The sequence below is a fragment of the Sphingobium sp. SG1 genome (assembly GCF_057063145.1).
Genome location: NZ_JBVVOJ010000004.1, coordinates 90251 through 108612, shown reverse-complemented (window position 1 = coordinate 108612; position 18362 = coordinate 90251). Strand labels below are relative to the sequence as shown.

Genomic DNA, 18362 nt, shown 5'->3' with positions numbered 1-18362 from the left:
AACCGCAACGACCCGTCGCATGACAGACACAATCGGGTTGCCCCACCGTTGTTAATTGCCCATTAAGACCAGATGAATGCGCTCCGCCCCGAACGATCCATCGTCGTTCTGCTGCTCGCGCTTGCCACCGTCATGATCGCGGTAGGCGGCACCATCTGGCTCTATCGCAGCCAGCAAGCCGAGATCGGCTGGGTCAACCACACGCTGCGCGTCGAAAACCGCCTGTCGGTGATCCTGTCGCGGGTGCAGGCCGCCGAAAGCGCCCAGCGCGGCTATATGTTGACCAGACAGGATCCCTTTCTGGGGCCGTTCGACACGTTCAAAGCGGACTGGCCGCGCGAGATCGCGCAATTGCGCGCCGATGTGCAGGACAATGCGGACCAGGCTGCGGCCGTCGACGCGCTGGGGCGGATGCTCGGCCAGCGACTGACCCTGCTGGAGGGCGGCATCGAACTGCGCCGGCGCGGCCTGCCGGTCGATCCCAACGCCTTCGCCCCCGGCCTGATGGCGATGGCGACGATTCACACCCATATCGCCGGGATGAAAGCGCGCGAGGAGCAGCTGCTGCGCCTGCGCAGTGTCGAGGCTAACCGGCTGACCACCATGGTGACGGCCAGCCTGGCGGTCAGCGGCGCACTGGTCATCATCCTGGGCCTGCTGGCGCTGCGCAACGCCCGCCGCCGCATGGTGGAGGCGATCGCCGCCAAGCGCGCACTCGCCGACGCCAATGACCGGCTGGTCAGCGAAGCGGAACAGCGCACGGCGATGGAGGCGCAGGTCCGCCAGCTGCAGAAGATGGAATCGATCGGCCAGCTGACCGGCGGCATCGCCCATGACTTCAACAATATGCTCGCGGTCGTGATCGGCTCGCTCGACATGGCGCGGCGCCGCCTGCCCGCCAATATCGATCGGCGCATCAGCAACGGCCTCGACAATGCGACCGAGGGGGCGCAGCGCGCCGCGCAACTGACCGCGCGGCTGCTCGCTTTCTCCCGCCAGCAGCCACTGGCACCGCAATCGACCGACGTGAACAAGCTGGTGGGCGGCATGTCGGACATGCTGCGCCGGACGATCGGCGAGCGGGTGCGGGTGGAGAGCGTGCTGGCCGGCGGCCTGTGGCGGGCCAGCATCGATCCCGGCCAGCTGGAAGCGGCGATCCTGAACCTGTGCGTCAATGGCCGCGACGCCATGCCCGATGGCGGCCGGCTGACGGTCGAAACCGGCAACGCCTATCTCGACGATGCCTATGCCGCCGCCCATGCGGAGGTGATCCCCGGCCAATATGTGCTGGTGTCGGTCACCGACAGCGGCACCGGCATGACGCCCGACGTGGTCGAGCGCGCCTTCGACCCCTTCTTCACCACCAAGGGCGTGGGCAAGGGCACCGGCCTGGGCCTCAGCCAGGTGTTCGGCTTCGTCCGCCAGTCGCACGGCCATGTGAAAATCTATTCCGAACCTGGTCAAGGCAGCACGATCAAAATCTATCTGCCCCGCCATTATGGCGTGCCGATCGCCGATCCGGTGGCGCCCGCCATCGCCCTCGACCTGCCCCGCGCCCAGGGGGATGAGATCATCCTGGTGGTCGAGGATGAGGACCGGGTGCGCCACATGTCCGTCGATTCCCTGCGCGAACTGGGCTACACCATCGTCCAGGCGGCCGATGGCGAACAGGCGCTGGCGATGCTGGCGATCGAACCGCGGGTCGACCTGCTCTTCACCGACATCGTCATGCCCGGCATCAACGGCCGCATCCTGGCCGACCGCGCCCGTGCCGACCGGCCGGAACTGCGCGTCCTCTACACCACCGGCTATACCCGCAACGCCATCGTCCATAACGGCATGCTCGATCCCGGCGTCGCCTTCCTGGCCAAGCCCTTCACCATGGACCAGCTCGCCGGCAAGGTGCGCCAGGTGCTGGACGAGGAGCCGGCCTGATCTGGATTATGGACAAGGTCACGTCAGGAACGTAACATGAACACATGTCCGCCCTGTCCACCCGTGAAAAGCTCAAAATCCTTGCCGATGCCGCCAAATATGACGCGTCCTGCGCCTCGTCCGGCACGACCAAGCGGGATTCGCGCGACGGCAAGGGGATAGGCTCGACCGAAGGCATGGGCATTTGCCATGCCTATGCGCCCGACGGCCGCTGCATCTCGTTGCTGAAAATCCTGCTGACCAACAGCTGCATCTTCGACTGCCATTATTGCATCAACCGCCGGTCGAGCGATGTCCGCCGCGCCCGCTTCACCGCGCGCGAAGTGGTCGATCTCACGCTCAGCTTCTATCGTCGCAACTATATCGAGGGACTGTTCCTCTCCTCCGGCATCATCCGTTCGTCCGATTATACGATGGAGCAGATGGTCGAAGTTGCCCGCAGCCTGCGCGAGGATCATGATTTTCGCGGCTATATCCATCTGAAGACCATTCCCGATGCCGATCCGGAGCTGCTGCATCAGGCCGGCCTCCATGCCGATCGGCTGTCGATCAATGTCGAGCTGCCGACCGAACCCGGCCTCAAGCGACTGGCGCCGGAAAAGGACGGCCGCCGGATCGAGGGAGCGATGGCGCAGATGCGCAGCCAGATGGACGATATGGGCGACGCCCGCCGCAAATATCGCCACACCCCGCGCTTTGCCCCGGCGGGCCAGTCGACCCAGATGATCGTCGGCGCCGATGCCGCCGACGATCGCGCCATCATCCAGCGGGCGAGCAGCCTTTATGACCGGCACCGGCTGCGCCGCGTCTATTACAGCGCCTTCTCCCCCATCCCCTCGCCCAGCAGCGTGCTGCCGCTCAAGCGCCCGCCGCTGATGCGCGAGCATCGGCTCTACCAGTCGGACTGGATGATGCGCTTCTATGGCTATTCCGCCACCGAAGTCGCCGCCGCCACCGACCGGGACAGTGGCTGCCTGCCGCTCGACATCGATCCCAAGCTCGCCTGGGCCTTGCAGCATCGCGCCAGCTTCCCGGTCGACGTCAACCGCGCCCCGCGCGAAATGCTGCTGCGGGTGCCGGGCCTGGGGGTGAAGGCGGTCGACCGTATCCTGGCCAGTCGCCGCCATCGCCGGCTGCGGCTGGAGGATGTCGCGCGCCTGACCACATCCATCGTCAAGCTGCGCCCCTTCCTGATCGCCGCCGACTGGCGCCCGGTGCAACTGGCCGACCGAGTCGATCTGTCCGCGCAGTTGCGGCGTCCCGCCGCCCAGCTCGAACTTTTTTAAGGGGAAGCGAGGCAATTTTGCGGTTGATCGCAAGCACGGTTCATGAAACTCTTGTAACACGATCAGCAAGGGGATCGGGACTTTGGCGACACTTTTCGACAATCAGGCCATGGAGCGGCAGGGCGCAGGCTTTGCCAAGCGCATCAGCACGCATCTTGCGGCCGCCCTTGTCGTCTTCTGCCTGCTTCAGATCTTCATCGTCGCCAAGATGGGCGGCTCGCTGGTCCTGCACCTTGGCGTCATCATCGCGATCGGCGGTTTCGCCATCGCGGCCCGCGCGCTCGAACATCGCTGGCAGATGCTCGACCATAGCGGCCTGTCCCATGCCGGTCTGCGCCTGCGCTTCCGCCGCGACCTGCTGCAGCTCTGGGGCACCAGCCTGCTGGGCGCACTGCTCTGGGTTCCGGTCGCGATCATCTTCCACGCGCTGTTCGGCTAAGCGCCGGACCCTTTTTACCGGGCTGTCGTTTCCCCCTTCATCGCATGAAGGAGGATTGCCCATGGCCAAGGCCAGCATTTTCGATCGCCTGAAACAGGATCATGACGCCCATCGCCAGCTGTTCGACAAGATGGCGGAGGCGACGCGCGAAAAGGATGACGACCGGCTGGAAAAGCTGTTCGACCAGTTCAAGGTCGAGGTGACGGCCCATGCCGCCGCCGAGGAAGAGACGCTCTACGCCACCATGCTGGCTCAACCCGACCTGCGCGAGGACGCGCAGCACAGCGTGTCCGAACATAAGGAAATCGATGATTTCCTGGAGGAGCTGGATGGCCTGAAATTCAATGGCGATGCTTGGCGCCGCACCTTCGACCAGCTCAAGAAGCGCTACCTCCACCATATCGAGGAGGAAGAGGAAGAGATGTTCCCCGACGCCGCCAAGGAACTGAGCGCCGCCGAGGAGGAAAAGCTGGCGAAGCTGTTCGCGCGCCGCAAGCCCGCCGAACTGGCCCGTGCCGAGGCGGAGGACTGACCGGACAGCCATGCATCGGGTGACGCTGGCGGGGCCGGACGATTTTGAGGGCTGGCGCGACGCGGCCCGCGCGCTGGCCCTGGCCGCCATTCCCGCCGACGCCATTCTCTGGGATGTCGCGGGCAGCGCCACGCCAGACCTGTTCGGCAGTGACGCGACGCCCCTGCCCCCGGCTCCGGCGGATGCGGCCTTTTCCGTGCCGCGCGCCTTTGTCGAACTGGCGCAAAGCGCGATCCTTCATCGCGACCCCGCCCGCTTCGCCCTGCTCTACAGCCTGTTGCTGGCGGTGCGCGCGGTGCCCGGCCGGATGGAGGATCGCGCCGATCCGCTGCTGCGCCGGGTCGAGGATCTGGCCAAGGCGGTGCGGCGCGATATCCACAAGATGCGCGCCTTCGTCCGCTTCCGCGAACTGGATGAAGGCGACGGCCCGCGCTTCATCGCCTGGTTCGAGCCCGACCATCATATCGTCCGCGCCAATGCCGGCTTCTTCACCCGCCGCTTCGCCTCAATGCGCTGGTCGATCCTGACGCCGGAGGTCAGCATCCACTGGGATGGCGAAACACTGACCGAGGGACCGGGCGCGCAACGCGGCGACGCCCCGGCCGAGGATCCGGTCGAAGATGTGTGGAAGGGCTATTATGCCGCCATCTTCAACCCGGCCCGCTTAAAGACCGGGGCGATGCTGTCGGAAATGCCACGCAAATATTGGCGCAACCTGCCCGAAGCCGCCCTTATCCCCGATCTGGTCGCCGGCGCCCAGGCGCGCGAGGCGGCGATGATCGCCACCGCTCCCCGCCCCGCGGCGCGCACCGGCAATAGCCGCGCCGCCTGGCAGGCGCTGCGCAACGAGGCGATGGCCTGCACCCGCTGCCCGCTGCACGGGCCAGCCACGCAGACCGTGTTCGGCGAAGGTCCGCTCGACGCATCTTTGCTCTTCATCGGCGAACAGCCGGGCGATCAGGAGGATCTGGCCGGCCGGCCCTTTGTCGGTCCCGCCGGGCAATTGTTCGACACGGCGCTGGCGGAGGCCGGCGTGGATCGCGCGCGCGCCTATGTCACCAACGCCGTCAAGCATTTCAAATATGAACAGCGCGGCAAGCGCCGCCTGCACCAGACTCCTGACGTGCCGGAGATCAGGGCCTGTCGCTGGTGGCTGGAGCAGGAACTGGACCTGATCCGCCCGCGCATCATCGTCGCCCTGGGCGCAACCGCGGCCCGCGCCCTGATGGGCAAGCCGGTGACGATCGGCGCGATGCGCGGCCGGCCGATCCCGCTCGATGACGGCACCGAAGCCTGGATCACCGTCCATCCCAGCTATCTGCTGCGCCTGCCCGACCCCGATCGTCAGGCGCAGGAACAGGCCCGCTTCGTCGCCGATCTGCGGATGGTCGGCGAACGGCTTGCCATCCGCGCCTGACATAAATTCGTTGACGGCCGGCCCGCTGCGCGCGACGCTGCCGCCATCAAATTAAACAGGGGGTTACATGATCTGGGGGAAGGCAGCGGCGCTGGCCGCATGCAGCATGGTCGCGATGTCCGCGCCGGCCGTAATGGCCAAGGATGTCGTGGTCCATGCCGGACGGATGATCGACGGCACCGGCGCTGCCGCGCGCGAGAAAGTGTCGATCCTGATCCATGACGATCGCATCACCGCGATCCAGTCGGGCTTCGTCACGCCCGCCGGCGCCGAGGTGATCGACCTGTCGGCCAAGACCGTGCTGCCGGGCCTGATCGACACGCATGACCATATCACCGCCGGCTGGCACAGCGGCGACCCGATCCGCAACGCGGTGACGCGCAGCGCCTATGAGGACGCGATCGAGGCGACCGGCTTCGTGCGCAACACGCTGCTCGCCGGCTTCGCCTCGGTCCGCGACTGCGGCGCCGATACGCAGGTCATCGTCGCGCTCAAGAAATCGATCGACGGCGCCGTCATCCCCGGCCCGCGCCTGTGGGTGGCGGGCACGCCGCTCGGCCCGACCGGCGGCCATGGCGACGCGGTCAATGGCCTGCGCGTCGAATTTGCCGACATTCCGCACATCAGCGACAATGTGATCGACAGCCCGGAAGCCGCCCGCATCGCCGTGCGCAGGCTCAAGCGCGAGGGCGCCGACCTCATCAAGATCATGCCCTCGGGCGGGGTCATGTCGATCGGCGACGATCCCAAGCATCAGTTGATGACCGACGAGGAGATCAAGGCGGTGATCGATACCGCCCATAGCCTTGGCATGAAGGTCGCGGCCCATGCCCATGGCAAGGAGGCGATCGACCATACGATCGCGCTGGGCGTCGATTCGATCGAGCATGGTTCCTATGCCGACGCCGGCAGCTACAAGATCTTCAAGCAATATGGCGCCTATCTGGTGCCGACCATGCTGGTGGGCGAGCGCGTCTATCAGCGCGCCAAGGAACATCCCGAACAGCTCAATCCCTCGACCGCCGAAAAGGCGCTGGTGATCGGCCCGCTGCTGCAGAAGAATCTGCGCGATGCCTATGCCGCCGGGGTCAAGATCGCTTTCGGTACCGACACGTTCGGCCTGTCCGACCATGGCGAAAATGCCCAGGAATTCGCGCTGATGGTGCGCGCGGGCATGCCCGCGATGGAGGCGATCAAGGCCGCCACCGCCAATGCCGCCGACCTGCTGGGCAGCGCCGATGTCGGCACGCTGCAGGCCGGTCGCTATGCCGACCTGATCGCGGTCGACGGCGATCCGCTGGCCGATGTCCGCCAGCTCGAAAAGGTCGGCTTCGTGATGAAGGGCGGCGCCGTGGTGAAGGCCGATGGCAAGCCGATGATCTGAACCTCGCCTGGGGCTGGCGTCAGACCAGCCCCAGCCGCGCCAGTTCGTTCAGCATGGCAGGCGGCATCGCTTCCAGATCGTCCGCCTCGCCCCCGCCCAAATCGGGCGGCGCATCCTTGTCCTCCAGATAGCGCCAGCCCTGATGCGCGCGCTTGGGCGCCGTCCGCACCGGGATCAGCCGCGGTGCCAGCCGGATCCAGTAGCGCCCCTGCCCGGTCTCCTGAAATCCCAGGATCGGGCTGCGGCCGACCAGCGCATGGCCGTGAATCCAGTAGAGCGACCCGCCGTCCATCTCCTCCAGCCGCTTGGGCAGGTAACGGGTGGTCAGGCGCGCCTCGTCCGCATGGCTTTCCAGCCAGGCCTTGAGGGTCGCGGGGCTTTCGCTCTGGAAGGCGATCTTGGTCAGGTGCAGCGGCATTGTCGTCTAGATGGGGCGGCGGTTCAGCCGGTCAATCCCGCCGCCGTCGCCAGCCCCAGAAAAGCGAAGAAGCCCATCGAATCCGTGATCATGGTGACGAAGATGGAGGATGCCACCGCCGGGTCGAGGTTCATCCGGTCGAACGCCAGCGGCACCGCCGCGCCCGCCAGCCCGGCGGTCACGATATTGGTCATCATCGCCGCGGCAATCACGCCGCCCAGCGCGACATTGTGGAACACCAGCCCCACGCCCAGCCCCAGCACCAGCGCCACGGTGCAGCCGTTGAGCAATGCCACGCGAATTTCGCGCAAGATGGTACGGCGGGCGTTGGACCCGGTAATCTGGTTGGTGGCCAGCGCGCGCACCGTCACCGCCATGGTCTGGCTGCCGGCATTGCCGCCCACCCCCGCGACGATCGGCATCAGCGTGGCCAGCGCCACCATCTTCTCGATCGTATTCTCGAAAATGCCGATGATGGTGGACGCCACCAGCGCCGTCAGCAAATTGGTCAGCAGCCAGCGCACGCGCGCGCGATAGCTGTCCATCACCGGCTCGTTGATGTCGCCTTCGCCCGCACCCGACAGGCGGAGAATATCCTCGCCCGCTTCCTCGGAAATGATGTGGACGATGTCGTCGACCGTGATCATGCCGACCAGCCGGCCGCTGCCATCGACCACCGCGGCGGAAATCAGCGCATATTTCTGGAAGCGCAGCGCCACTTCTTCCTGGTCCATGTCGACCGGAATCAGCGTCTGCTCGCGCTTCATCAGGTCGGCCATGGCGATGCCGCGCGGACAGGTCAGCACCCAGCTGAGCTGACAGGTGCCGATCGGCTTATGCCCTTCATCGACAACGAAGATTTCCCAGAAATCGCGGGTCAGGTCGCCATTGTCGCGCAGATAGTCGATCACCTGGCCGACCGTCATATGCTCGGGCACCGCGACCAGGTCGCGCTGCATCATGCGGCCGGCGGATTCTTCGGGATAGGACAGCGCGGACTCGATCGCGGCGCGATCTTCCGGCTCCATCGCCTCCAGCACCGCCTGCTGGTCGGCCTCCTCCATGTCCTCGATGATCGCGACGGCGTCGTCGGTATCGAGTTCGGAGGCGAATTCGGCGACCTGCTCGGGCGCCAGCGCGCCGATCAGGTCGTCGCGCACATAGTCGTTGAGTTCGGACAGAACCTCCGCGCCGACCAGATCGCCCAGCGCGGCCGCCACTTCGCCACGCTGCTCGGCGGGCGTCAGTTCCAGAAGGTCGGCAATGTCGGCGGGGTGCAACGGCGAAACCAGCTCGCGCGCATGGTCGATATCGCCTTCGTCCACCGCATCCAGCACGGCGGACAGGAATTCGGGCTTCAGCCGGTCATCCTCGTCCAGGCTCGACTCGGCCTGCTCCACACCAGCCGAGATCAGACTCTCGTCAGCAAGTTCCTCGTGCGGCCGCGGCTCGGCCAAATCGCCACGTTCGGTCATGGCGCGCGCAACTGTCCGGTTCCTGTAACATTTCGATGCTTTCGCCGATGCACAATATAATTGCAATGGGGTTGGACGCGCTTTGGCAACAGATGGGACAGGCTTTGCCAAACAGCCGCTTCCATCCCCATCCCAAGCCTCTATATGAGGCGATCAACGCCTTCCCCAATGAGAGGATCTTTCATGGCCGACGAAACCCTTACCCTTTCCCTCGACAGCGGCGGCGACGTCGTGATCAAGCTGCGCCCCGATCTGGCGCCCGGCCATGTCGAACGCATCACCAGCCTTGCCAAGGACGGCTTCTATGACGGCGTGGTCTTCCACCGCGTCATCCCCGGCTTCATGGCGCAGGGCGGCGATCCGACCGGCACCGGCATGGGCGGTTCCAAGCTGCCCGACATCAAGGCCGAATTCAGCCGCGAACCGCATGTCCGCGGCGTGTGCTCGATGGCCCGCGCGATGAACCCGAACAGCGCCAACAGCCAGTTCTTCATCTGCTTCGACGACGCCACCTTCCTCGACGGGCAGTATACCGTCTGGGGCGAAGTCACCTCGGGCATGGAACATGTCGACGCGCTGCCCAAGGGCGAGCCGCCCAAGACGCCGGGCAAGATCGTCAAGGCGACCGTCGCCTAAGCGATACGCCGTCAAGGCCGCCGCCAGCCCTCATGGGCATGGCGGCAGGCCAAGCCCCGACACCGGTGCGGCCCCGCCGCGCCGGTGTCAGTGTTTCCGGGCCAGGCCGTCGGTCGCGGAAATCAGCTGCGCGGTCTGGGTCGCATTGTCCGCCTCGTCCGCCGGCGGCGCGACATAGGCGCCGATCGATTCGATATGCCAGCGCCGATCCGCCTCGCTCGCGCCCGGCATCGCATCGACCCGGCGCAACACCACCTGGCGCAACCGATACCAGGGCTTGCCGTTCGCCTTCAGCCGGCCATAGACCTGCACCGGCACCGTCACGAAGCTCGATCCCGCCGCGCCCTCGATCTCGGCCGGGCTGCCGATATTGGCATGAATCTCGCTGAAGCCACGGAAGCGCGCGGCGAAATGCGCATCATCCTGCGCGCCGATCGCGCTCTTGTCGTTCCACAGATCCTGCGCATCGCTGAAGCGCTTTTCCTCCAGCAGGCCATAATAGCCCTGCACCACCTGGGCCGCGCCCTGCGCGCTGTCGGGGTCGATCGCGCCTTCCTCGGCCGGCGCCGGTTCGACCGGCAGGCCACCGGGCGTGCCGGGCGCCGGCGGCGCCAGCGGCTCCATCAGCGCCTGCGCCTCGGCCCGGACATTATTTTCGACCTGGCTGGCATTGGCGCCATTGGCCAGATTGTCGATCGCACTTTCCTCCCGCCCATCACAGGCAGTCAGACTCACCAGGCCCAGCAACAATGCAGCGCCGGTCATCCCCCTCATGAACGTCTCCCGCATTATTGAGGACGGGTCCGAACCGGTTCGCGGCCGCCGCCCCTTGTCCCGGCGTCCGACCGCATGCGCGGCGCCGGACGGGCGCTGCCGCCCATGTCGCGCGGCGGGCGGCTCGCCTGGGGCGGGCGCTGGCCGGGCTGCGGCACATAGCGCTGGTCGCCGCCGCTGGCACCGGGACGCCCGCGGCCGGGCGTGTCATTGCCGCGCGGCGGGCGCGGACGGCTCCAATTGCCGTCATTGGGCCGACCATCGCCGCCATTCCAGCCGGGGCGACCGCCAGGGCGTCCGTCCCCCGGTCGATTGCCATCGGGGCGCCCGTCACCCGGACGATCCCAGCCCGGCCGCCCATCGCCCGGACGTCCATCACCGGGTCGCCCATAACCGGGCCTGCCGTCACCGGGCCGACCATTGCCCGGCCGGTCCTTGCGACGCGCTTCCCAGTAGCGGCGCTGGCTGTCATTCCAGCGGTGCCGCGCACCGGCGCGGTCATAGACATAATAGCCGCGTCCCGGATAATAATAGTCATTGTACCAGCCGCCATAGCCGCCCGGCGCATAGCCATAAGAGCCATAATAGCCGTCGCCATAATAGCCGCCACCGCCATAATAGCCGGTGCCGACGCTCACGCCGCCATAGCCATAGCCGTCATCATAGGCGCAGCCCCCCAGGGCCATCGCGCTCGCGAGACCAAGCGCAGCCAGGAATCGTGATCCGGTCCGCGTCATTGCCTGTCTCCTCATATGCTTCATGACCCCGGTTAACGCCGCGCGGTTGAATTGGTGGTGAATGAAAAGCGGTTCAAGATCGGGCATTTATCTGCGGTTCAGAAAAAGCGACTTTCGTTCATCCCCCTGACAGAAACCGTGTCGTTTCCAACACATAATCATGGCTCGGGCAATATTTCGCATTTCGTTCAGGAAACCTTCCGCCGGCCCCGACCATTGATGCCCCATGTCCTCGCAGACGCTTGCAGCGCACGGGACATGCCGGCGGGTCCACACCCCGGCCTAATTTTCAGAAACAGATAAAGGGTCACCCCCATGAAGACACTGCTTTTCACGGCAGTTGCTGCCGCCACCCTGTTGCCTGCCGCCGCCATGGCGCAGGACGACAGCAGCTCCACCCGCCGCATCGAACCCTATGTCGGCGTGATGGCGGGCGTGCATAATTATGACAGCGAGACCAGCAAGGAGGGCATTCCCCCCGTCGGCTACAAGGGCCGCATGGTCGAAGGCGTCGCGGGCGTGAACTATAATGTTGCCGGCCCGCTCGTGCTGGGCGTCGAAGGCACCGTGTCCAAGGGCGTCAGCGGCGACATCGACTGGGAATATGGCGCGGCCGGCCGCGTCGGCGTGAAGGCCGGCAAGGACAGCATGTTCTTCGGCAAGGTCGGCTATCAGTGGACCAATTTCGACGCGCTGGGCAAGGATAGCCGCGACTATCATGGCATGACCTATGGCGCGGGCCTCGAACTGTCGCCCGCCGACCTTGGCAGCTCGGCCGAGCGCAGCAATGTCCGCCTGCGTGTCCAGGCCGACACCACCGGCAATTTCCATTCGATCCGCCCGATGGCCGGCGTCGTCGTCAAATATTGATCGCATCAACGGGCGGGCCGGTCATTGATCGGCCCACCCGCCCAGCCTTCATCCCTTTCCATAAAGGGATCTGGGGTGCGGGACGGCCATGGACTGCGGCCGTCCCGCATTCGCCTGTTCCAATATAGTTGACTCCGTCAACAATCCATGCTGAAGCGTCGGCATGGAACAGGCCATTGCAACCATCCGCACCTTCAACCGCTTCTTCACCCGCCATGTGGGGGCGATCGACGCGCGCTTCCTCGACAGTGACGCCAACCTGCCCGAGGCGCGGCTGCTGTTCGAAATCGCCCGGCTGGAACCGGTGCTGGCCAGCACGCTCCAGGCCGAACTGGACCTGGATCGCGGCTATCTCAGCCGCATGATCGCCCGTTTCGAGAAGAAGGATTGGATCGTCCGCGACCAGGAAGCGGCCGATGCCCGCGCCCGGCCGATCCGCCTCACCACCGCCGGCCGCGCCGCCTTCGACCAGATCGACAGCCGCCAGCGCGCCGTCGTCGCCCAGGATCTGGGCCGGCTCGACTGCGTCGAGCAGCAGGATCTGCTCCAGGCGCTCACCCGCGCCCGGCTGTTGCTCGATCCCGCCAGCGGCGGCCCCTTCACCATTCGCCCCTTCCGCACCGGCGAGGTCAGCCAGGTCGTCACCCGCCAGTCGATCCTCTATGCCGCCAGCCATGGCTGGGGCCGGCCGCTCGAAACGCTGGAGGCCGAAACCGTCGCCGCCTTCCTGCGCGACTTCAAGCCCGACCGGGAACAATGCTGGATCGCGGAGATCGACGGCGTCATGGCCGGTGCGATATTCCTGACCGACGAGGGCGACGGCCTCGCCCGGCTGCGCCTGCTCCATGTCGAGCCCTTTGCGCGGCGGCGCGGTATCGGCGACGCGCTGGTCGCCACCTGCCTGCAATTCGCCCGCGACAAGGGCTATCGCGCCGTCACGCTCTGGACGCACAAGATATTGGAACCCGCGCGCCGCATCTATGCCCGGCATGGCTTCGTCTGCGTATCGAGCGACGTCCACACCGTCTTCGGCGACCCGATCGAGGGCGAGACCTGGCGCGTCACCCTCCTTCCCTGACCGCGCCTGTCCTACCCAGCGGGGCGATGCTATAAGGAGGGATGGACCGGTTGGCCGCTCGCAACATGATTTCCCACAATTGATCGATACGATCAAAATGTGCGGGAAATGTGCGAAGTTAAGCGCGGCAAATCCTACAGAGCGGGTCGGCCATTCCCAACCCGCTCCGTAGCATTCCAGTTCAACCGCTGTTGCGCAGCGCGGTCGCGATCGCGTTGATCGACAGTTCGATGCCTTCCTTGATCCGGGCATCATCCTCGCCGGCGCGATAGCGCTTGAGCAGTTCGACCTGCAGCAGATTGAGCGGTTCGATATAGGGAAGCCGCAGCCGGATCGACGTCTCGGTCGTCGGGCTCCGTTCCAGCAGGCGCGACTGGCCGGTGGCCGCCAGCAGCCCGTCATGGGTCAGCGACCAGCCTTCGCGGATACGCCCGAACAGCGTTTCCGCCTTGGCCTGGTCCTCGACCAGCGGCAAATATCGCGCCGCAATGCCCAGGTCCGACTTCGCCAGCACCATTTCCAGATTGGCCAGCGCCGACTGCAGGAACGACCAATGCTGCGCCATGTCGGCCAGCAGCGCCTTGTCCTCGAACGCGGCGATCGCATGGCCGAAACCATACCAGCCCGGCAGCATCACCCGCGCCTGCGCCCAGCTGAACACCCAGGGAATGGCGCGCAAATCCTCGATCGCGGTGCTCTTGGTCCGGCTCGCCGGACGCGACCCGATCTTGAGGCCGGAGATTTCCTGGATCGGGGTGAGCTGGCGGAAGAATTCCTTGAACCCCTCGGTGCCGTAAACCAGGTCGCGATAGGCGGTGAAGGCATTCTTCGACAGTTCATCCATCGCCGCGGCAAAGCGGGCGGCATCCTTCGCCGACACGCCCTCGGGTTCCAGGCTGGCGAGCAGGGTTGCGCTGGTCATCGCTTCCAGATTGGTCATAGCCACGTCGCGCGTGCCGAACTTGGCGGCGATCACCTCGCCCTGTTCGGTGATGCGGATGCGCCCCTGCACGCTGCCGCGCGGCTGCGCCTGGATCGCCTTGAAGGCGGAGCCGCCGCCGCGCCCGACCGCGCCGCCACGACCGTGGAACAGCTGCATCGCCGCCCCGGCCTCGGCGAAGACCGGCTCCAGCGCCTGGCTCGCCTTATACAGGCTCCAGGTCGAGGTGATGTAGCCGCCGTCCTTGTTACTGTCGGAATAGCCGATCATCACTTCCTGATGGCCGCGCGCCTGCACCACCCCGGCAATTTCGGGCAGGCCGAAATAGGCGGTCATGATCTTGGGCGCGGCCTCAAGGTCGCCGATCGTCTCGAACAGCGGGATCGACATGATCGCCGCCTTGGCCGGGTCGCCATTTTCCGGCGCGCGCCACAGGCCCGCCTCCTTCAGCAGGATATTGACCTCCAGCATGTCGGACACGCTTTCGGCCTTGGAAATTATATAATGGGTGATGCACTGCGGCCCATAGGTGCGGTGCGCCTCGGCCGCGGCATGGACGATCGCCAGCTCCGACGCCGTCTCTTCGGAATATTCCGAAAAGCGCGTGCCGAGCGGCCGGTTGGTCGCCAGTTCCCTGCGCAACAGGGCGATACGGGCAAACTCGTCCAGCCCGGCATAATCCGCCTCGACCCCGGCGACCTTCAGCAGTTCGGCGACCACGCGCTGATGCACGTCGCTATTCTGCCGCATGTCGAGCGTCGCGAGATGGAAGCCGAATGTCTCGACCGCGCGGATCAGCCGGCCGAGCGCCCCCCCGGTCGACAGCGCGCCATCGCCCTCGCTCGCCAGCCCCTGCGCCACGGTGACGAGATCGCGGCGGAAATCGCCCGGCGCGGCGTAAGGCTCGCCCTTCAGTGCCGACGGGCGCGGCGGCGCCTTGCCGACCAGATGGACATAGGTGGTCGCCAGCCGCGCATAGATGCCCGAAATGGCCCGGCGATAGGGTTCGTCCTGCCGACTGGGCGACGCGTCGCCGCTCGCCTCCGCCAGCGCCAGCACCGCTTCGGGCACATGGGCGAGTTCGGTCGAGACCGACAGTTCCGCGCCCAGCGCATGGATCGATTCCATATAATAGGCCAGCGCCGCCTCGCAGCCGCGGCCCAGCGCCGATCGCAGCTGCGGCGCCTGGACGAACGGGTTGCCGTCGCGGTCGCCGCCGATCCAGTTGCCGACCCGCAGGAAGCTGTGCGGCCGCGCGCCCAGCACCCGTTCCCACCGGCCATAGAGCGCCGGCAGCGTCGGCAGGAAGATGTCGCGGAAATAGGTCAGGACATTGTCGATCTCGTCCTGCACGAACAGCTTTTCGCGGCGCAGCGGGCGCGTCTGCCACAGCAGCGCGATCTGGCGGAAGATCGCCTCGTCCAGATTCTCGCCATCATCCGTCTCGGTCCGTCCGGCATCCTTGAGCTGCATCAGGTCGGCGATGCGATTCTTGTGATCGATCATGCTCTTGCGCCGCACCTCGGTCGGGTGGGCGGTCAGCACCGGCACGATCAGGCTGTGCGACAGCAATTCCAGCACCGCATCCTTGCCGATGCCATGCGATTCGAGCTTGGCCACCGCCGACGCGACATCGGCACCCGGTTCCGCCGCCACGCCCTGCCGATCCTCGGCCAGATTGGCGAGCATCGAGAACAGCATGAAGCCGCGGGTGAAGTTGAGCGTGTCGTCGAGATTGAGGGCATCCAGGCCCGTGTCGGTCAGGTCGGCGCCCTGCAGCCCGCGCGCGCGATCGACCGAGGCGGAGCGGATATATTCGGTCTGCTTGTAGAGTTTCTCCCCGCCATAGGCCCGAATGACATCGCCCAGCAGGCGTCCCAGATAACGGATGTCGGGATTCTGCGTGATCGCAGGCGCGGATTGGGCGGGGTTTATGCTCTCCATGATGGATCGATGCTGCATCGCAACAATGCGATGGTCAAGATATTACGCGGCCAACGCTGGCAAACTACCCAATACGGGTTGCGCGCAGGCCACAGGCTGGGCCAAAGGACGTTCGTGACCGCCAGCATCAGCATAGGAAATGACGGCACGGGCAATCCCGTGCTGGTCGATGTCGAGGAACTGCTTGCCACCCGTCTGCTCGTCCAGGGCAATTCCGGGTCGGGCAAGTCGCATCTTCTGCGCCGCCTGCTGGAGGAAAGCGCGCCGATGGTGCAGCAGGTCGTGATCGACCCGGAAGGCGATTTCGTCACCCTGGCCGACGAATATGGCCATGTCGTGATCGACGCCGGCGACTATAATGAGCGCGAGATCGTCAAGATGGCGGCCCGCATCCGCGAACATCGCGCGTCGGTGGTGCTGAGCCTCGAGTCGCTGGAACTGGAAGCGCAGATGCGCTGCGCCGCGACCTTCCTGTCGACCCTGTTCGATGCACCGCGCGACCATTGGTATCCCGCTTTGGTGGTGGTGGACGAGGCGCAGATGTTCGCCCCGGTCGCCGCCGGCGATGTGTCGGACGAGGCCCGGCGCCTGTCGCTCGCGGCCATGACCAACCTGATGTGTCGTGGCCGCAAGCGCGGCCTGGCCGGCGTCATCGCCACCCAGCGCCTGGCCAAGCTCGCCAAGAATGTTGCGGCCGAAGCGTCCAACTTCCTGATGGGCCGCACCTTCCTGGATATCGACATGGCCCGTGCCGCCGACCTGCTGGGCATGGAACGGCGCCAGGCCGAGCAGATCCGCGATCTGGAGCGTGGCCGTTTCCTGGGGCTTGGTCCGGCGATCGCCCGCCGCCCGGTCGCGGTGAAGATCGGTGCCGTGAAGACCGGCACGCGTGGCGGCACACACAAGCTGATGCCGCCGCCGATCACCACCGGCGAGGATTTTCAGGAATTGCTGTTCGCGCGGGTCGAGGAAGAATCGATGCCGCCGCCCCCGCCCCGCGCCGAACCGCCTGCCCGCCCGGCCGAGGAAATCATGCGCCAGCTCGCCGATGTGCCGTCGGCCAAGCCCGCCGCGCCGGAACTGGATTTCGGCGAGAATGAGCCGATCGTGATCGCCGTGCTGGACGAGATCGTCGCGGACTTGGGCGAAGCCGTCCCCAGCGTCGCTGCCCTGTTCCAGGATTTCGGCGTCCGCTGCCGGATGAAGGGGCTGCGCAAGCCGCCGCTTGACCTGCCCGCCTTCCGCAAGCGCTTCGCCATGGCGCTCGCCGGCATGAGCGATTCGGCCGACCCGCGCTGGGAAGAACCGATCCGCGCCGCCGATCCGGTGCCGGAAGATATGCTGGCGCCCTTCCTGCTGATCGCCCGCGCGGCGATGGAGGGCGAGCCCTGCCCGGAGGACACGGTGCTGGCCCGCGCCTATGGCACCAGCTCGCCCGGCCGTGTGCGCCGGTTGATCGAATATATGGAGAAGCTGGGCGTGATCGTCGCGCGCACCGATTTTGGCGGCCGCCGTTCGATCGGTATCCCGGCGCTCGGCCTCAGCACGGCCGCCGCCGAATGACGCATCCGTCAGTCCTGTTCGTCTGCCTCGGCAATATCTGTCGCTCCCCGCTTGCCGAAGCCGCGCTGCGAGCGGAGGCCGAACAGGCCGGGCTGGATATAGTGGTGGATTCGGCCGGCACCGGCGACTGGCATGTCGGCGATGCGCCCGATCCACGCGCGCAGGCGGTGGCGCGGCGCCATGGCATCGACATCAGTGGCTATCGCGGGCGGCAGGTGAAGCCGGCGGATTTCCACCGCTTCACCCATATCTTCGCGCTCGACAGCGACAATCTCGCCAATCTGCGCCGTATCCGCCCCGCCGACGGCACCGCCAGCCTGTCGCTGCTGATGGATCTGGTGCCGGGACGCGAGGGCAGCGGGGTCACCGACCCCTATTATGGCAATGATGCCGGCTTCGACATCACCTGGGACGATGTCACCCGCGCCGCCAGGGCAATCGTGGCTCGGTTGCGCACGAATCCCTAATCCCGTTCGGTTCGAGCCTGTCGAGAACCGTTAGCGCCGCCATTTCTCGACTTCGCTCGAAACGAACGGATGTTGGGCATTAGCCGAGCGTCGTCGCGATCGGCAGGCCCTGTTTCAAGGTTAGCGTGACCGGGGTCCGCTCGGCAACATCGGCCAACCGCGCCCGCTGTTCCGCGTCCAGCCCGACGATCGTCAGCGTTCGGTCGATCCGCTTTTCCTCCTTGCCCGACAGCCGCAGCGCGACGTCGAGCGATTCAAGCGGCCAGCCCTTCTTCTCCGCATACATGCGCAGCGTGATCGCGGTGCAGGCACCCAGCGCCGCCAGCAGCAGATCATAGGGCGCCGGGCCAAGATTGGCGCCGCCCAGCGCCTCCGGCTCGTCGGCGGTGATGGCATGACCGCCGACGACGATTTCCGTGCGATACCGGTCCTTGCCGACATGGGCGCTGCCCTGGGCCATGATGCTG

17 protein-coding genes are annotated in these 18362 nt (G+C 66.2%); 11 read left to right on the top strand and 6 right to left on the bottom strand.

The genetic code is table 11. The features are described 5' to 3' along the window. The first annotated feature begins 72 nt into the window (after positions 1–72). The 6 genes from AC0KVN_RS11190 to AC0KVN_RS11165 all read left to right on the top strand — a co-directional run bounded on the left by AC0KVN_RS11190 (position 73) and on the right by AC0KVN_RS11165 (position 6993). Entirely contained in the window at positions 73–1935 is a 1863-nt protein-coding gene (locus AC0KVN_RS11190) for a CHASE3 domain-containing protein (protein ID WP_435566979.1), read from the top strand. Positions 1936–1979: 44 nt separating this feature from the next. Further along, on the top strand, positions 1980–3221 hold the full coding sequence (locus AC0KVN_RS11185; RefSeq protein WP_435566978.1) for a putative DNA modification/repair radical SAM protein: 1242 nt from the start codon (positions 1980–1982) through the stop codon (positions 3219–3221). 82 nt (positions 3222–3303) lie between these two features. Next, entirely contained in the window at positions 3304–3660 is a 357-nt protein-coding gene (locus tag AC0KVN_RS11180; RefSeq protein WP_010339604.1) for a hypothetical protein, read from the top strand. A gap of 61 nt (positions 3661–3721) precedes the next feature. Beyond that, positions 3722–4192 (top strand): hemerythrin domain-containing protein, encoded by a 471-nt coding sequence (locus AC0KVN_RS11175; protein ID WP_017500069.1) that lies wholly within the window; start codon positions 3722–3724, stop codon positions 4190–4192. A 10-nt stretch (positions 4193–4202) separates the two neighbouring features. Beyond that, a complete protein-coding gene (locus AC0KVN_RS11170; protein WP_435566977.1) occupies positions 4203–5609 on the top strand; it encodes a UdgX family uracil-DNA binding protein in 1407 nt (468 codons plus the stop codon). A gap of 67 nt (positions 5610–5676) precedes the next feature. Further along, entirely contained in the window at positions 5677–6993 is a 1317-nt protein-coding gene (locus AC0KVN_RS11165) for a metal-dependent hydrolase family protein (protein ID WP_483656112.1), read from the top strand. A 19-nt stretch (positions 6994–7012) separates the two neighbouring features. Here AC0KVN_RS11165 and AC0KVN_RS11160 read toward each other — a convergent pair whose 3' ends face one another. Together AC0KVN_RS11160 and mgtE are read right to left on the bottom strand one after the other, a co-directional pair. Then, positions 7013–7411 carry a DUF1489 family protein gene (locus tag AC0KVN_RS11160; protein ID WP_007710206.1) on the bottom strand — a complete coding sequence of 133 codons (399 nt, stop codon included), beginning with the start codon at positions 7409–7411 and terminating at the stop codon, positions 7013–7015. A gap of 23 nt (positions 7412–7434) precedes the next feature. Next, positions 7435–8886: a magnesium transporter gene (gene mgtE / locus AC0KVN_RS11155; RefSeq protein ID WP_483656111.1), complete on the bottom strand. Its 1452-nt coding sequence runs from the start codon at positions 8884–8886 to the stop codon at positions 7435–7437. A 183-nt stretch (positions 8887–9069) separates the two neighbouring features. On the opposite strand from mgtE, the gene AC0KVN_RS11150 reads away from it, so the two are divergent. Beyond that, the gene (locus tag AC0KVN_RS11150) at positions 9070–9522 is read left to right on the top strand and encodes a peptidylprolyl isomerase (protein ID WP_037508415.1); all 453 of its coding nucleotides are present in this window, start codon (positions 9070–9072) and stop codon (positions 9520–9522) included. An 87-nt stretch (positions 9523–9609) separates the two neighbouring features. On the opposite strand, the gene AC0KVN_RS11145 is transcribed toward AC0KVN_RS11150, so the two are convergent. Then, the gene (locus AC0KVN_RS11145) at positions 9610–10296 is read right to left on the bottom strand and encodes a hypothetical protein (RefSeq protein ID WP_435566975.1); all 687 of its coding nucleotides are present in this window, start codon (positions 10294–10296) and stop codon (positions 9610–9612) included. Between the two features lie 14 nt (positions 10297–10310). Then, complete coding sequence (locus AC0KVN_RS11140) at positions 10311–11033, bottom strand: peptidase (RefSeq protein ID WP_435566974.1); 723 nt, start codon at positions 11031–11033, stop codon at positions 10311–10313. Positions 11034–11348: 315 nt separating this feature from the next. Between AC0KVN_RS11140 and AC0KVN_RS11135 the strand changes: the two genes are divergently transcribed. Together AC0KVN_RS11135 and AC0KVN_RS11130 are read left to right on the top strand one after the other, a co-directional pair. Further along, entirely contained in the window at positions 11349–11903 is a 555-nt protein-coding gene (locus AC0KVN_RS11135; protein WP_214866204.1) for an outer membrane protein, read from the top strand. A gap of 163 nt (positions 11904–12066) precedes the next feature. Then, positions 12067–12981: a bifunctional helix-turn-helix transcriptional regulator/GNAT family N-acetyltransferase gene (locus AC0KVN_RS11130; protein ID WP_435566973.1), complete on the top strand. Its 915-nt coding sequence runs from the start codon at positions 12067–12069 to the stop codon at positions 12979–12981. A gap of 181 nt (positions 12982–13162) precedes the next feature. On the opposite strand, the gene ppc is transcribed toward AC0KVN_RS11130, so the two are convergent. Beyond that, positions 13163–15865, bottom strand: coding sequence for a phosphoenolpyruvate carboxylase (gene ppc / locus AC0KVN_RS11125; RefSeq protein WP_169861953.1), 2703 nt, complete (start codon positions 15863–15865; stop codon positions 13163–13165). Positions 15866–15979: 114 nt separating this feature from the next. Between ppc and AC0KVN_RS11120 the strand changes: the two genes are divergently transcribed. Both AC0KVN_RS11120 and AC0KVN_RS11115 read left to right on the top strand, forming a co-directional pair. Next, on the top strand, positions 15980–17428 hold the full coding sequence (locus AC0KVN_RS11120) for a helicase HerA domain-containing protein (protein ID WP_004208642.1): 1449 nt from the start codon (positions 15980–15982) through the stop codon (positions 17426–17428). Then, positions 17425–17895 carry a low molecular weight protein-tyrosine-phosphatase gene (locus AC0KVN_RS11115; protein WP_435566971.1) on the top strand — a complete coding sequence of 157 codons (471 nt, stop codon included), beginning with the start codon at positions 17425–17427 and terminating at the stop codon, positions 17893–17895. Before AC0KVN_RS11120 ends, AC0KVN_RS11115 begins: the two co-directional genes overlap by 4 nt. A 79-nt stretch (positions 17896–17974) precedes the next feature. Here AC0KVN_RS11115 and AC0KVN_RS11110 read toward each other — a convergent pair whose 3' ends face one another. Then, positions 17975–18355, bottom strand: a complete 381-nt coding sequence (locus tag AC0KVN_RS11110) for an OsmC family protein (protein WP_333701647.1) — start codon at positions 18353–18355, stop codon at positions 17975–17977. Between the last annotated feature and the right edge of the window lie 7 nt (positions 18356–18362).